Below are 16,202 nucleotides of genomic sequence, written 5' to 3'. Positions count from 1 at the left end.
CATTATTTATATTTTTTATCATTTTAACTACTACAACCTATAATTAACACAGTTATTATATCAGAATTACTCTTTAATTTATATTGTTTATCCTTAATTCGCTTTCTTAATAGAAAAGAGCTAATCTTTACTATTAGATCTAACTATGAATTGCATTTTTTAGCTACTCTTACTAAATCATAGATATCAATTATTCCATCCCCGTTTATATCCATTTCACTTTTATATTTACTATCACCTTTTAAAGCATTATAATTAACAGCCAAACTTGCCACATCAGCTATTTCTACTTTTTTATTATTATCTATATCTTCCTTGCATAAAACACTAACAAACTTTATACTATTAAAATCTATATAGCTACTAAAATTCTTTTTGAAGGAATTTATCTCATCTTCTGTTGGATTTCCTGTAACATATATATTACTTGGATTATCCATATATCCAAAAGCTTCTGGTTCTATTTGTGAAGCTTTGCTTATCCATATACTAGTAGGCCCAGCATTTGAAAATGCATATTTTGCTATGGATGTAACACTATTAGGTATAGTTATATCTTCTATATCACATTCGTTAAATGCATATTCACCAATACTCTTTATTCCTTCCCCCATAGTTAAAGTTTTAAAATAATGACAGTATTGGAAAGCACTATCACCTATACTTTCTACTGATGATGGAATTGATGCTTCAACAAGATTTATACATTCAGCAAATGCACTTGATCCTATTTTCTTAACCCCATTATCTATTTCAACCTTCTTAAGATTATCGCATTTATTAAAGGCATATTCTCCTATCAGAGAAACACTTCCTGGGATAGTAACTTCTTGTATTTCTTTACACCCCGTAAATGCACCTCTTCCTATTTCCTCAACTCCATATTCAATTGTTAGGCTTGCTATTTCATTACAATCACGAAAACAATAAATTCCTATTCTTTTAACATTACTTGGCACTATGACTTCTTGAATACCAGTACATCCATCAAAGGCAAAATTTCCAATTTCAACAATATTTTTAGGTATTATTATTTTAGTAATACTAGTACATTCACTAAAAGCCATTTCACCTATTTTTCCCAAATCATTAGGTAATAAGATATTTTGAATATTAGAACATTCTCCAAAAGCAAGTTTTCCTATAGATATAACACTTTCAGGTATATTTATTTCTTTGATACTATTACAATAGCGAAAAGCAAAATCGCCTATATTCTTCAACCCATTAGGTAAAACTACCTCTTCAATATTAGAACACTTCTCAAAAGCTTTCTCTCCTATAGACTCCACTGATATATCATTTATCTTATCTGGAATTACTACAGTAGTATCTGCCCCCTTGTATTTTACTATTGTTCTTGTCTCCTGATCAAACTCATAGTCTCCTGACGTAATAGTTAATGCATTTACCTTTTCTACATAACCGCTAAGAATCCATGAAACTGAAAGCAAAATTATTAATATAAAACTCAATCTCTTTTTATTCACATTATTCCACCCCTTACAAATTTAATTATAATTGTTGTCTTTTTAGTAAACAACAACATTTTATACAAAAAGATACCAAAAATTTCTCTTTGGTATCTTAAGGAGTTTTTATTTATTAAATCTATAATTTTCTAGCTAGAGTTACTATATCATATATATCTATTATATTATCTTTATTGAAGTCACACTCACTATTATAACTTCCTGAAGTTGATGTAGCTTTATACCTACTTCCAGCAAAAGCCAAATCGGTCATATTTACTATCCCATCATGATTTATATCAAAACTTAAATCCATCAATTTTGTAGGAACCATGTCACCCACTTGCCATATACTTCCATCCATTCTTGCTACATAAATTCTCTGACTTCCATAAATATATGGATATATCTTATTAACATTAGTTAATATTTTAACTCCTGATGAATAAAGCACATTATCGGCTCCTAGCTTCACTTCGCCATTCATAACATTATAACGAAATACATTTTGTATATAATCTATTGGCTTATTATTATAGTCATAGAGAATGCCATCAACTTTCATAAATCCACTTTCAGTAAATTCTTTAAACCCATCTGTAATTTTTACTGCTCCTGAATAGGAGTTCCAAGACCATAATGTATTATTATTATCAACTAAATATTGATTGTCTTTTACCTCTTTTAGTCCAGTAGTTAATACAACTTTACTATTATCCGGCGACATTACAGTTCCATCTGATTTAACGATAAACTCTTCTATTACTGACATAACGTTATCTGTGATCTTTGTAAATTCAATATTTCCTGTAGCCCCTTCATTACCTTGCCAGTAGCTTCCATCATTTTTTATATATCCACCTTTCAAGAATCTCCCACCACTAACAAGTTCTCTTACTTCATCATCAACTTTTGCAAAAGCTTTAGAAGTTTCTTGAAGGTTTACATCACGTCTAACCCATAAAGTATTATCTGTTTTTAATACCTCAGTTCCTATTTGTACATCTCGTCCTTTAATATAGTTATTTATTCTCTCAACTTGTTTTACATTATCAAGCAGCTTACCATCATCTTTACAATAATCCCACAGCTCTCCACTATATGTTACTGCATAACGAGTATTAACATACTTTACATTTTCCATTTCTCTTTTATTGTCTTGAAAAGATACAGTTGAATATATATCTCCAGCCCAAGCCCAAAGAGTATTGTTATTATCTATTGCTAATTTACGGCTTTCTAGATATGTACAATCTCCTTCATAAGCATCATAAGCTACATATTTTTTCACGCCATTCATAACCATATTAGATCCGTTACCTGATAAATTCCATAACTCACCCTTTGAATTTAATGCTACTTTATCATAGAATTCTGTAGTAACATCTGTACTTCCTTCAATAGGCTGATCTGCATCAATTCCATCTACCTTTATAGTGGATGTTTTTGTTAAATCTCCATATTGTAACTTTATTGTTGCAGAGCCTTGATTTAGCCCAATAATATTTTCAGACCTCTCCGTATCCCCTAATGAAATAATATTATTTGTATCTGTAGATACCAAAACTCCATTTAATAATCCATTAGGAAGAACCTCACCTAGTTTTCTTTGTCCCTTATACATTTGTTCAACTGATATTCTAAGCACATCAAACTTTGCTGCATCAGAAATATTATTTCCAGATAAATTTGCTACACTTAAACCAGTTAAATTTTTCAACGGTGTTATATCTGTAATATTATTATAATTTAGATTAACAGTATATAGATTTATTAGCCCGCCTAATGGACTTATATCTGTTATCTTATTATTCATTAATGATAAACTTATTAAAGAAGTTAAACTTTTCAATACACTAATATCACTAATACCACACCTATTAAGATCAAGACTCCCTAATTCAGTTAAATTACTAATCTGATTTATATCTAATGTATAATTATCAGTATCATCATTTATATATACTCCTAAAGATTTTAGCTTAAGCATATTACTAACAAAATTAACATTTCTTATCTTCGAAGAAACATTTAAGTTAAGAAAAGTTATATTTTTAGCATATTCAATTCCTGATAAATCCGCTATCTGCCCAGTATTATCATATATAGATAAGCTCTGCAGTTTTTCCATTTCGCTAACACTAATTTTGCCATCATTATTAGTATCAACCCCTTTATCTCTTAATGCTTGTAAAAAATATGTATCTGTAATATTGATTATTTCATCCCCACTTAATGTAGCTAACGCCTCAACTGTTTTTGATGTTGACATTATTGTTAGTAACGCAGCCATTATTACTGCAACCATTGTACTAAATCCCTTTTTCATTATTCTCCCCCTAAAAATTCAATATATTTTTTCGTTTGCTCTGATAATTCAAAGTTTGGTTTGTCTTTAACTTTAAAAGCTAATTCATCTGTTTGTTCTTCAATATTTCTAAGCATATTAGGAACTTCCTTAATATATCCTACATATTTTTCTCTTGAAGTATCATCTCCCACCCTTTCATAATAGTTAATAGCTCTTGCTAAAAGTTTTATATAATCCTCATATTCATTAATAGAATATTTGGCTATATTTAATGTTTTCTTTTTATAAAAGACCATATCTTCAAACTTTCCATCCATTGCTGCCACTAAAGCCTTTGCATTATAAGAAAGGTAAGACATCTTGTTTCTTTCTAATATATCGTCAGCTAAATCCCTAGCTTTTTCCTTTGAATCTGCACTTAATAGCAATTTAGTTTTAGCTACAGTATTTCCAGGATATAGCTCAGCGGCTATTTTATAACTCTCCTTGTATTCAGCAAAAAATGCTATAAAAAAATATAAACTTAAAATTGCAGTTGCCCCTAAAACTCCATAAGAAATTGTTAACTTTCTTCTTTTTTTAATAAAAATAATTTTAGAAGAAGCTTGTCTATAATCTAAAGCCATTATAAGTATTAAAAAAACAATTAAAAATTGCAGGTTAAAATCAAAAACAGATAATCCAGCTATAACTATAATTACATGCTTATGCATTTTATTAAGGCCTTTTGAAAATAAGCTGCTTACAATTGAAATAATAAATGCAATAGCTGCAATTATCCCTGCATCTAAAGCTATTTGTAAAAAATCATTATGTATATATTTTATTGAATATTCCCCAGTCTGAATTAATGGTTCCATATAGTAATATCCCATATATCCTAAACCAAGTGGTTTGTTCATAAAAAGTCTTATTCCATCTTTATAATAAAGCAATCTTCCAAGTAATGTACTTGATTCTGAAGAAATGGTTAAAAATCTGCCAAAACTTTGATAGCTTTCTGTAACAGCTACAAAGATTATAGAAAAAACAAATAGAATTATAGATAGCGTCATTAAAAACTTACGTAAATCTTTATTTCTAATAAATAGAACAATAAGTGATATTACTGTAACAACAAAAACACTTCTACTTCCTGTCATTAAAATTCCTACTAGTAAAATTGATAAAACACCTTGTTCTTTAAAGCCAATCTCTTTCTTGTAGCCTATTACTATAAATCCAATTAATAAAAATAAGGCAAAAGTATTAGAATACTGAAAGAATCCACCTAATCTATCTGCCATATAAAAACTTTCTTTAAGATTCGGAAATAGCAAAGCTCCTATGCATATTAAAACCATGCTTCCTCCTGAATACGGAATTACAGAAAAGACTTCATTTAATTGTTCTTTTTCAAATTGCATTAAAATAACTAAAAACGGAATAATAGGTACTATTTTCAAAAATCCAACAAATGCCATTCCCTTATCTATTGAATAAACCGTCACTAATAGATATGTAATTACAAAAATTATAATTGAAATAACAACAACATTAATAAATAATTTAACAGATTTTCTTTTTGAAATTAAATAGATTAAATAAGTGCATAATATAGCACATGTTAAAAACGCTGTAAACTCATAGTAAATTCCAAAAATAAAAGGTAATATAAACATTACTATCTTTAGTATCTTAAGCTCTTTTGAATCCTTATTTTCCATATGTATCCCCTGATTGTTTATTTTATGTTAATGCGATAATTATACCATAATATCGACTTATTTTGCATAATTTAATGTTCGTTTTTAGTATTTTTAAACCAAATTTATTTTTAATTATATTTTTTTGAAAAAGTAAAAATTTTTCACATAAAAAAGGACCAACTTAATAAATTAGCCCTCTATCACAACAATATTAAAATTATCTAGCCCAATCATGTATTACTTCTCTTACCATATCTAGCGCAGTACTTTTTCCTTCTCCAACTTTCCTACTACTTTTTATTCTCTTTACTATTCCATAATGATTTTTTAAAGACAATTTTTCTTCTCCTATAATTACCCATATAATTTTCTTAACTATAGGCCTAATAGATAATATTTCTTCTCCAACTCCATCTGTAAAATATATTACTATACTATCCTTAAGTCCCTCTTCTTTAATATATTCAAAAACTGGAGAAAATTTTGTAGATCCGTTATTAGCTGTTCTTTTTCTTATATCCTTTACTGATTTTAATGAATATACACTACGTATTTCATCATCACACTCTATAACCTTTATTCTACCTCTTCTATTGGCGGTAATAGCTAATACTTCTATCATTATTTTTCTAATATCTTCATCTGTCATACTAGCACTTATATCTATAGCAATTATTATCTCTGGAACACTGTTCGGAAGTTTCCCCCTTAAATCCATTCTATCTGGTTGCCTTCTGTCCCTTCTCGTGATTGTCTTTCTATAATCACTTTTTACTGATGGAATGAGCCTTCTTAAAATTTGTTCCCAAGATAATTCCTCTTTTTCATGAAATGATTTAATTATTTTCTTTAAATCTTCCGGAGCATTTTCACCATTAATACCTATAGCTATTTTCTTAGCATTTTCTTCTACAGTTTTTTTTGCCAGTTCGCTATTTTCCCATAACTTATGCGCTTTTGTAATATCAATTTCTCTAACTATAGTATCACTTTTTACATTCTTATCCCTATTAGTCACCCGTTTATTAATAGATCCTTGAATAGCTTTTGCATATTCTTCTATGCTTCTATCACCTTTTAAATCTATGTTATACTCCCTATTAACACCTTCTATTTTCTTTGCATTTGCAGGTAAATTTTTTATAAATTGATTAACTGATATATCTATTGCTATAGAAATTGCTTCACTACTATAACTATTTTTCAAGCTATTTACCCTCTCATAATGAGAATACATAATATGATATATTTCATGTTTAAATAATGCCACCATTTCTTTTTTTGTTAACTGCAAAAATAAAATTGGATTAAAATACATTATAAATCCAGAAACCCTTGGCAAAGTTGATATAGGCCAACTAATATCTAACCTAATACTTCTTTCAATCCTTAACATAAATGTTCCGAAAAAATCATCTTCACCATCTAGCATATCTATTATTACACTACCTACAAAATCAAAAAATTCTTTAGTAAAGTCACTCTTCAAATCTTCTGTAAACTTCATATCCATAGCTTTCTTTAAAAGTCTTTGCCTTTTTTCTTCAAACATATTTTTCACCTACACTCTAGTATAGATTTCAAAGAAGCTCTCTAGAAATTCATCACAATCTAATAACTTTTCATATAAATCCTTTCTATAATCTTTTCTGATTTCTTTCATAATTCCAAGCCTTAAATCTCTTGGATAAAGCTTTAAAATTTCTGACAGCCTAATAATATTACTTTCATTGTCCTTCCTTTCTACATAACTTAATGAATTTTTCATCAAAATGTATAACCTTGAATGAGATTCACCTTCTACTTCCTCTTTTATTTCAACAGGTAAAACTTCATAATTAAATAACTTTTCAGGAGATATTAGTTGTTTTTTTATATTTGATATGTAATTTGCAAAATCTATACATATACTTTCCCCTACATTACCTCTAACCACATTTAAAAATATATTTAATGAATATTTACTTCCAGGTGCTTTATATATTTTATAGGCCTTCGATACCCTTTCCCAACTTCTTGGTGTTGCCTTTAAGTTCTCTCTTGAATCTGGAGTATGAAAATACTCAGGAAAAGCAGATAAAAATTCAATTATATCTGCATGAATCTCACCTTTCCCCATTCCCCACTTTATCCATTCCTTTATATCCGAATCCATCTCTATCCAAACAAATCTATCTTCTTGAGCTAGATCCATATCCACAACTTGATACTCACTATCTCTAAAATTATCATATTTACTTGATGGATTCATGGCTGCTATTATACTTACATTTCCCCCCAAACTGTATCCATTTATCTCTCTATTTAATATAAGGTTCATAAGTTCTTGTTGCACTGCATGTTCACATCTGTTTAATTCGTCTACAAATAATAAAACTCTTTTGCCTTCTTCTAGAGCTCGCTTTATTTCAACTAACTTATAATGAGTTGCATATACCGTTTCCCCATTATTTACTGTTGGAAGTCCACCAATTTCTCCTTCTTTAAGAAGATTAGCATCTATTATAACTAAATGATATTTATTTTCTCTTGCTAGTTCATGAACCAAAGCAGTCTTTCCTATCCCACTTTCTCCAACTATTAGTGGAACCTCATCTGTTTCAATTATCAAGTTTATAGTCCCTAAAACTTCTGAATATTTCATTTCATCACCTCTTCTACTTGGAAAGTTTATAATCAACTAATAACTTTCTTTCTCTTTTAGTTCCATATTCTAACACTAAACTAATCTTATCCATTTCTAAAATTTCCAATTCCAAAAAGTCCTTCATATATTCTTTTGTAAACTCATCATTCTCTAATTTGTTCACTAATACTTCTACTACTAGCTCTGGCTCTATAGATTCATACAAATATTTAACTATCTTTATGTTATCTCCAATAAAAATCTTTAGCTGATCTATATCATAGCTACGAATAAAATGTATAGCTTCTTCATCTTCTACAATCGCTTTTCTTTTTACGATTAATGAAGGTTCTTTTATATATTTTATAGCTTGCCATGAATTTTCTATAGCCTTAATTTGCACTTTTTCCGAAGGATTTTCTATATATTTTATAGCATCATAATCTCTAATTACAGCTAATAAACATAACTCCTCATTGGGATTTTCAATATATTGTATTGCCCATCCTCTAGTATTAATTGCTTCTTTTTGAACTTCATAGGATGGATTTTTTATAAACTTTAATGAATTCCAAAGCAAATTTACAGCTAATTTTCCTAAATCATCTTCCACATCTTCAATGTATTGAATTGCTAAAGGATTACTCTTTATTGCCTCTCTCTTCAATTCAAAAGATGGATTCTTTACAAACTTAATTGCTATTCCGTTTTTCCTAATAGCTGCCAATATAACTTCAAAACTTGGATTTTTAATATTCTCAATTACCATAGGATTCTCTTTAACTTGTTTTAATAAAATTCTATCATCCATAATTTTTCTCCCATATATATTATTACATTTACATTGTATCATATAATAACTATTATTACTTAATAATTAAAAAGAAAACCCGTAAAAATATTTCTACGAGTTCTTTCTTTTAAAATTCCACTAATTCTCCCCAAATTTATCTATATCCTTATTTATAGCAAATAATAAATTATTAAGTTGCCATACTTCTCCTTCTTCAATTAACTTATTCAAAGATCTTTCATGTCTGTTTGCTTCTCCGACTCTTCCCAATGACTTAAGGGTTAATATTTGACTCATTATAGTAGAAATTATATCTGATTTTACCTCAAATAACTTTTGAGCATCCTTTATTTCATCTTTTATTTCCAACATCTCTTCATCTAGTTTAAATGCTGCATCTGCTGCACTCTTTAACTTTTCTTTTAATTCAAAAGGAATCTGCTGTTTATACTTGTAATTTAATGAATGCTCAATAGTAGCCCAAAAATTCATAGCTAATGTTCTAATTTGGAATTCTGCTAAAATCTCAACTGGTCCACTTGCCATATTTACTGGGTATTTTATTATCATATGATAACTTCTATAACCACTTTGTTTTACACTTCTTACATAGTCTTTTTCGTAGAGTATTTGCATATCTTTTCTGCCTCTTAATATTCCTACGACAGTATCTATATCATCTACGAATTGGCACATAATTCTTATACCTGCAATATCCTCTAATTCATATCCAACTCTACTTATTGGTATTTCAAATTTATTGGCCTTCTCTAATATACTAGATACTTCTTTTACTCTTCCTGTCACAAATTCAACAGGTGAGTACTCATTATTTCTTCTATATTCTTTTCTAATACTTTTAAGCTTTACCTTAAGTTCTTCTACCGCTTGTTCATAAGGCATGAGAAAGCTCTTCCAATTCGTACTTGCCATAAAAACCACCCTCATTTATTCCTTCTACATTATATTATATCAAAAAGTTTTTTTTTATAAATAAAAAAATTATGTTATAATTGCATTATAAAAATTATGTAAATTGAAAGGTAATAGAAATGACTGATAACGATGTACTAAAACATACATATGATAAAGAAATTGTCTGTCCAATATGTGAAAACAAATTCAAGGTGAAAATTGTAAAGGTTAATTCTCCGAGAATTACATCCAAGGACTCTGACTTTTTCATAAGATATTCAGTAGTAAATCCTTATTTTTACGACGTTTGGATGTGCAATCATTGTGGATATTCCTCTATGAAAGCAGATTTCCCAAAGATAAAAAGCTTCCAAAAGGAACTTGTGCTTGACGGTATAACTAAAAAATGGACCCCAAGAGTTTATCCTGAAAGCTTAACTGTAGATAATGCAATAGAAAGATATAAATTAGCTCTTGTAACATCTATGATTATTGAGAAGCCTAATAGTACAAAAGCTATGATTTTGCTAAAATTAGCATGGATGTATAGACTAAAAAAAGATGTAGAGAAGGAAATGGCATTTTTAAAACAATCTATAACTGCCTTTTTAGATGCATATAGTATGGAGGATTTCCCAATTTACGGTATGCAAAGAGATTCTATCTCATATTTAATTGGGGAACTTTATAGAAGGACTAATAACGAAAAGGAAGCTCTAACATGGTATTCTAAGGTATTTTCTACTGTAGGCGCTTCTCAGAAACTTAAGGACTTAGCCAGAAATGGCAAGGATTCACTTAAAAACAATATGATATAGAATATTCAGAAATTTTATTTTTATCCGAATATATTATTATGATATAATATATACATCCAGACAAAGAGGGGGAGATTTTTATGGGTCTTTTTACTAAGAATGAAGCCACTAATACTAGTAGTACCATAAATAATGATACTAAAGAGGTAATTACAAAACCTTCAGGAATTTCGCAAGATATTGTTTCTGAAGTCAATATATTAAAAACTACAAGCGATAATATCGCACATTCAATCAATGACATTTCTGATTCTGCAAGCACACTAAGTAATGCAACGGTTAAGCAAAGTCAAGAAATGGATAGTGCAACTAGTCTCCTTAGAGATTTTAGTGGTAGTATGGAAAAGTTAGCTTACAATATAACTAACGTTCAAATTGCAGTTTTTGATACTGATTCTTTGTCTAATGAAGGCATTAGTAAAATTGAAAAACTAGATTCCTCTTTGAATGACCTTCAAAGTGCATTTACTAGTTCTAGCTCAACTGTAAACGAACTAGTCTCAAAACTTGAATCTGTTAATAGTATTACTGATTCAATAAGCCAAATAGCTAGTCAAACAAATTTATTATCATTAAATGCTGCTATTGAAGCTGCAAGAGCTGGAGAAGCTGGTAAAGGCTTTTCAGTAGTTGCTGGTGAAGTTAGAAAGTTAGCAGAAAACTCAAAACAAGCAGTTCAAAGTATTACCAAAATATTAGATGAAATAAAAACTGACATAATAAACGCATCTAATGCAATGAATGCTGGTAATGAGGCTATAAATATCCAACAATCTACTTTATTAGAGACTAAAGATAGTTTTAATAGTATTAAAACTTCTATAGATGGGGCCACAACTGAAATAAATGATTGTATCGAAAACTTGGCTATGGCTGCAGCTCAAAAAGATGAAGTTCTAACTTCTGTGGAAGCTGCAAATTCAATATCTCAAGAGCACACTGCTCTTGCTGAAGAGATCGCTGCTACAATGGATATGCAAGCAACTAATGTCGATGATTTTAATAAAACCTTATCTTCATTAGTTAACAAATTAACAGATGAGAACTAATTTCTATCTTTATTGTTAGATAATTCATCTCATAAAAAGGCTGTTTTAGTTAGATTTGTTTTCTACTAAAACAGCCTTTTCATTTAATCATCTATAATCATCTTAGGATTAAAATCTATAAAATCTGCTGATGTCATTATATACTCCACTTCATTAAAGTAACCATTTAGAACTCTATTTAATGAAGGTCCATGAAGATGCCCATATATAACCTTTTCCACAACATACTCTTCCATAACACTAGTAAATCCTGATTCTTCAAATTTTTCATTCGTTGGTGGATAATGGAGCATAGCTATTATTTTACTATAACCAGCTTTCTTTGCTTCATCTAAAGAAAGTTTTAGCCTAATTAATTCTCTCAAATATATCTTTTTATCTTTTTCAGTAAATCTATCTGTACCAGGACATATCCAACCTCTAGTTCCACATATAGCATAATCTCTATACACAAAAAAGTTGTTTTGTAAGAATTTTGTTTTTTCAAACATAGAATTTAACTTACTTATGCTTCCCCACCAATAGTCATGATTACCTTTAGAAATAATCTTCTTACCTGGCAAATTATCTATCCATTCCAAATCCGTCAAACTATCTTCAGCTCTCATAGCCCATGAAATATCTCCAGCTATCAGAACTGTATCTTCATCTTTTACTTTTGTTATCCAATTTTCTTTTATTTTTTTATGATGTTCATTCCATTTCTCACCGAAAATATCCATTGGTTTATCATCATTAAATGCCAGATGTAAATCTGATATAGCGTAAAGTGCCATTAAGCTAATCACCTTTCTAGTATTTTATCTAAATCTGTAACATAGGCAATAACATGAGCAACAGCTTCATATAATTCTGGTGGTATGGAATCTCCAACATCTACATTACATAATAGATCTGTTAACTCTTTATTATATACAACTGGAACATCATTTTCTTCAGCCTTTTCAATAATTTTCTCTGCTATTAAACCCATACCTGCTGCTGTAACTACTGGAGCCTCAAAATTCTGTTCATAACTTAAAGCCGCAGCCTTTCTTCTTTGCTTCACATTATCACCCCTCCTACTTTTATTTCTCTACTTATCTTATATCTTAAATGATATTAGGTCAACACATTCTTCATTAAACCTTTATATCAATTGCATTTTGATTAGATTTATCAAAGAAATCCCTACAACTAGTCAAATTAACTTCCTCAATCTTTTTGCTTACTGTAATATTAACAAAGAAACCAATTTCCTGTAACATTTTAACTAGCTTATCCTTACTCAATTCTATTGGTTTAACAAATTGTTCTTCACATTTTAAATCTACTGTAAGATTTTTATCATGCACTGTTAAATATCCGTCTACCGTTCCTATATTTAATGTTTTAACAGCCACCACTACCTTAACATTAGTTTTATCAATTTTCTTATTATCTTTTCTATTATCCTTTATTATAAGCTTACAAGGATACTCTTTTCCTGACTTATTTACAGGTACATCCAAATAATAATACTCATTGCTTATAGAATTTAACATTTTAAAATCATTTATATTACTCTTAATAAAATCCATCACCTTCTCCATACCCTCACCTTTAAGTTGAGTATGTATCATAATATCCTTTATTATCTCCTTCATATTCTCAATCTTTTGATTTAATTCACTTTTAACTATCTCTGTTGAAGATGAATTTGTCTGGATACTATTATTCTTTATGGCTTCATTAATTACAGCCTTTTTATCTGCTATATTGGAATTCTGAATTCCCTTGTTCTGTATTATATCTTCTTTGCTAACTTTTGCGGTCGTAGAAAAAGCTTCATTAATTTTAGTTGAAGTCGCTCCTTGTTTTACAGAATTACCTTCTTCAGTAGTTTTTCCATTATTAATAATATTATTATTGCTAGTGTTAGCTCCGCCATTTTCCTTAGTTGAAGGCTTTTCTTCACTTAATTTAAGATTAATAATATCCATTAATTTTTCAGAACTGCTCTCTGATAGATGAACTTCTTTACCTAATATATTTGATACAACTTTATCAATTGAATCCTTTGTAATCCCCTCATTTGCTATAGTCTTTTTAATGCTATTCATTATATCTTCATCTGTCATAGATTCTAATTTTACAAGCATACCTTTAACTTCACTACTATTAAAGTTATTTTTTGTTTCTTTTATTATGTCTTTAAACGAATCCTTTACAAGTTCCATTTCATTACCACTTATTGACTTAATCAATGAAAGAATACTTAACTTTTCTTTAGTTGGAACATTTGCGTCATATATCTTCGATGCAATATTTTTTGATAAAACACTTTGTTCATTTTCTGACTCAATTGACTTAGAATTTATATTCTCTTCTAAATTTATATCATCTAAATTACCTTTAGGTAGATCCATTTTTTCAAGTTCTTTTGAAATCTTCTCAAAAAATTCTTTCATATTCCCATCTTCTTTAAAAAGCTTATTATAGCTATCTATGTTCTCTTTCGTAAATTCAATATCATTCTCTAAGAAAAGTAAAATGTCTTTTTCTCCCATTGTTTTAAAGCTATCGAAAAAATTATTTAAAGTAGATTTGATATTTTGCCCTTCTACACTTTCTAAATCTATTCCTCTCCCTGATATAAATTTATTTATGAATTGTTCTATCTCATTTGAATTGTTACTTATCTTTCCACTAAATGTAAGTACACTTTTAACAAATGATATATTTTCCTTAGTAAGCGGAATATTATGTTTAACCATTGCTTTCAATATATCAGAATCACTCTTAGATATACCTTCTTTATTTAAAAAATCATCTACAATATCACCGGATGAAGTTTTTTCTTTTCCTTGTTGCCCTTCTACTATTTTTAGTTTTAGCTTTCCATCTTCAAAACCTTCAACTTCAAATTGAACCATTCTTCCATCTTTAGAAATATTCTCACCCGTTAGCTCTGCTGAAAACTGCCATCCATCAGTTAATTTTACTACAACTTCATTTCCATCGCCTTCACTAACTATTCTACCTTTAAATGATTCCCCTACTTCAAAAGTCAACTTACTTGACACCTTTTTTTCATTAGCCTGATTTAACGTACCTACATTCCAAATTGCTGGCATATATACCTACCCCTTAATCCAATTTATTACTATAGTTATCGTATATAATTCCTTAAATATTAAGTGATTATTTATATTTATTTTTCCCATTTTATAAGAAATTAGTTTGTTTTAGCGTTATATGAAAAAAGCTTAGAAATTAATCTAAGCACTTTTTCACTATAAACTAAGCTAGTTCTATCTTATTATAATTCTTCTTTCCTCTTTTAATTAACGCAAATCCATCATTAAAATCTTCATCGTTTATAACTCTCTTAAAGTCTGTAACCTTTTCCCCATTTACGGAAAGGCCTCCTTGCTGAATTAGTCTTTTGCCCTCAGCTTTTGATGGCACAATCTTATTTTCTACAAGAACTTCAAGTAATTCCGTACCTAATTTATCTCTAGAAATTGTAACAGTAGGAACATTACTCATGTCTGCTCCCCCTGAGAATAGAGCTTTTGAAGCTTCTTCTGCCTTCTTAGCTTCTTCTTCACCATGTACAAGCTTTGTTACTTCATAAGCTAAAATCATCTTAGCTTTATTAATCTCAGCATCCTTTAAAGCTCCTAATCTTCTAACTTCATCCATAGGTAAGAAAGTTAACAATGCTAAACATTTTTCTACATCTGCATCATCAACATTTCTCCAATATTGATAAAAATCAAATGGAGACGTCTTTTCTGGGTTTAACCATAAAGCTCCCCCTACAGTTTTACCCATTTTTTGACCTTGGCTATTAGTTAAAAGTGTGCATGTCATAGCAAATGCTTCTCCCTGAGCCTTTCTTCTAACTAATTCTACACCAGCTATCATATTGGACCATTGATCATCTCCACCAAGTTCCATCTTACATCCATACTTTTGATTTAGCACATAGAAATCATATCCTTGCATTAGCATGTAATTAAATTCTAAGAATGATAATCCTCTTTCCAATCTTTGCTTAAAACACTCAGCGCTTAACATTCTATTAACTGAAAAGTGTGTCCCTACATCTCTTAGAAAATCAACATAGTTAAGACCTAATAACCAATCAGCATTATTCACTAATAGAGCCTTATCATCTGAAAAATCTATGAATCTTTCCATTTGTTTTTTTATTGAATCAACATTATGTTGTATTTGTTCTTTTGTAAGCATCTTTCTCATATCAGTTTTACCACTTGGGTCTCCAACCATAGCTGTTCCCCCACCTAGTAAAGCAATAGGTCTATGTCCAGCTCTTTGCATATGAGCCATAAACATCATAGCAATAAAATGTCCAACATGTAGACTATCTGCTGTTGGATCAAAGCCTATATAAAAAGTTATTTTCTCCTTTTCTAGCAATTCTCTTGTCTCCGCTTCATGAGTGAATTGCTTTATGTATCCACGTTCTAATAACTCATCTAATACATTAGCCATTATTTTACCTCCTGCTTTTAATTTATACATAATATATAGTATAACCTC

Annotated in this window: 13 protein-coding genes; 2 read left to right on the top strand and 11 right to left on the bottom strand. The window is 29.4% G+C overall.

Annotation, left to right across the window (positions count from 1 at the left end; translation table 11 throughout):
- Positions 1-143 precede the first annotated feature (143 nt).
- The 7 genes from H9661_RS02645 to yjbM all read right to left on the bottom strand — a co-directional run bounded on the left by H9661_RS02645 (position 144) and on the right by yjbM (position 9,823).
- On the bottom strand, positions 144-1,490 hold the full coding sequence (locus H9661_RS02645) for a leucine-rich repeat protein (RefSeq protein WP_191767654.1): 1,347 nt from the start codon (positions 1,488-1,490) through the stop codon (positions 144-146).
- A gap of 121 nt (positions 1,491-1,611) precedes the next feature.
- Positions 1,612-3,801 (bottom strand): leucine-rich repeat domain-containing protein, encoded by a 2,190-nt coding sequence (locus H9661_RS02640; RefSeq protein ID WP_191767653.1) that lies wholly within the window; start codon positions 3,799-3,801, stop codon positions 1,612-1,614.
- Positions 3,801-5,489: an O-antigen ligase family protein gene (locus tag H9661_RS02635; protein ID WP_191767652.1), complete on the bottom strand. Its 1,689-nt coding sequence runs from the start codon at positions 5,487-5,489 to the stop codon at positions 3,801-3,803. Before H9661_RS02635 ends, H9661_RS02640 begins: the two co-directional genes overlap by 1 nt.
- A 199-nt stretch (positions 5,490-5,688) precedes the next feature.
- The gene (locus H9661_RS02630) at positions 5,689-7,023 is read right to left on the bottom strand and encodes a vWA domain-containing protein (protein ID WP_191767651.1); all 1,335 of its coding nucleotides are present in this window, start codon (positions 7,021-7,023) and stop codon (positions 5,689-5,691) included.
- Between the two features lie 9 nt (positions 7,024-7,032).
- The gene (locus tag H9661_RS02625) at positions 7,033-8,115 is read right to left on the bottom strand and encodes an AAA family ATPase (RefSeq protein ID WP_191767650.1); all 1,083 of its coding nucleotides are present in this window, start codon (positions 8,113-8,115) and stop codon (positions 7,033-7,035) included.
- A gap of 13 nt (positions 8,116-8,128) precedes the next feature.
- Positions 8,129-8,908, bottom strand: a complete 780-nt coding sequence (locus tag H9661_RS02620) for a hypothetical protein (RefSeq protein WP_191767649.1) — start codon at positions 8,906-8,908, stop codon at positions 8,129-8,131.
- Between the two features lie 120 nt (positions 8,909-9,028).
- Entirely contained in the window at positions 9,029-9,823 is a 795-nt protein-coding gene (yjbM, locus tag H9661_RS02615; RefSeq protein ID WP_143316611.1) for a GTP diphosphokinase, read from the bottom strand.
- 119 nt (positions 9,824-9,942) lie between these two features.
- Here yjbM and H9661_RS02610 point away from each other — a divergent pair, with 119 nt between their 5' ends.
- Together H9661_RS02610 and H9661_RS02605 are read left to right on the top strand one after the other, a co-directional pair.
- Complete coding sequence (locus tag H9661_RS02610; protein ID WP_143316610.1) at positions 9,943-10,623, top strand: DUF2225 domain-containing protein; 681 nt, start codon at positions 9,943-9,945, stop codon at positions 10,621-10,623.
- An 80-nt stretch (positions 10,624-10,703) separates the two neighbouring features.
- Positions 10,704-11,672, top strand: coding sequence for a methyl-accepting chemotaxis protein (locus H9661_RS02605; protein WP_143316609.1), 969 nt, complete (start codon positions 10,704-10,706; stop codon positions 11,670-11,672).
- Positions 11,673-11,755: 83 nt separating this feature from the next.
- Here H9661_RS02605 and H9661_RS02600 read toward each other — a convergent pair whose 3' ends face one another.
- The 4 genes from H9661_RS02600 to tyrS all read right to left on the bottom strand — a co-directional run bounded on the left by H9661_RS02600 (position 11,756) and on the right by tyrS (position 16,154).
- Positions 11,756-12,448, bottom strand: a complete 693-nt coding sequence (locus H9661_RS02600; protein ID WP_191767648.1) for a metallophosphoesterase — start codon at positions 12,446-12,448, stop codon at positions 11,756-11,758.
- Positions 12,449-12,456: 8 nt separating this feature from the next.
- A complete protein-coding gene (locus H9661_RS02595) occupies positions 12,457-12,720 on the bottom strand; it encodes an EscU/YscU/HrcU family type III secretion system export apparatus switch protein (protein WP_143316607.1) in 264 nt (87 codons plus the stop codon).
- A 73-nt stretch (positions 12,721-12,793) separates the two neighbouring features.
- Entirely contained in the window at positions 12,794-14,767 is a 1,974-nt protein-coding gene (locus H9661_RS02590) for a flagellar hook-length control protein FliK (RefSeq protein ID WP_191767647.1), read from the bottom strand.
- Between the two features lie 166 nt (positions 14,768-14,933).
- A complete protein-coding gene (tyrS, locus tag H9661_RS02585; protein ID WP_143316605.1) occupies positions 14,934-16,154 on the bottom strand; it encodes a tyrosine--tRNA ligase in 1,221 nt (406 codons plus the stop codon).
- Positions 16,155-16,202: the final 48 nt, after the last annotated feature.

This window comes from Clostridium cibarium (genome assembly GCF_014836335.1).
In the GTDB taxonomy this organism is placed as follows: Bacteria; Bacillota; Clostridia; order Clostridiales; family Clostridiaceae; genus Clostridium; species Clostridium cibarium.
This window is presented reverse-complemented; position numbering and strand designations above follow the sequence as displayed.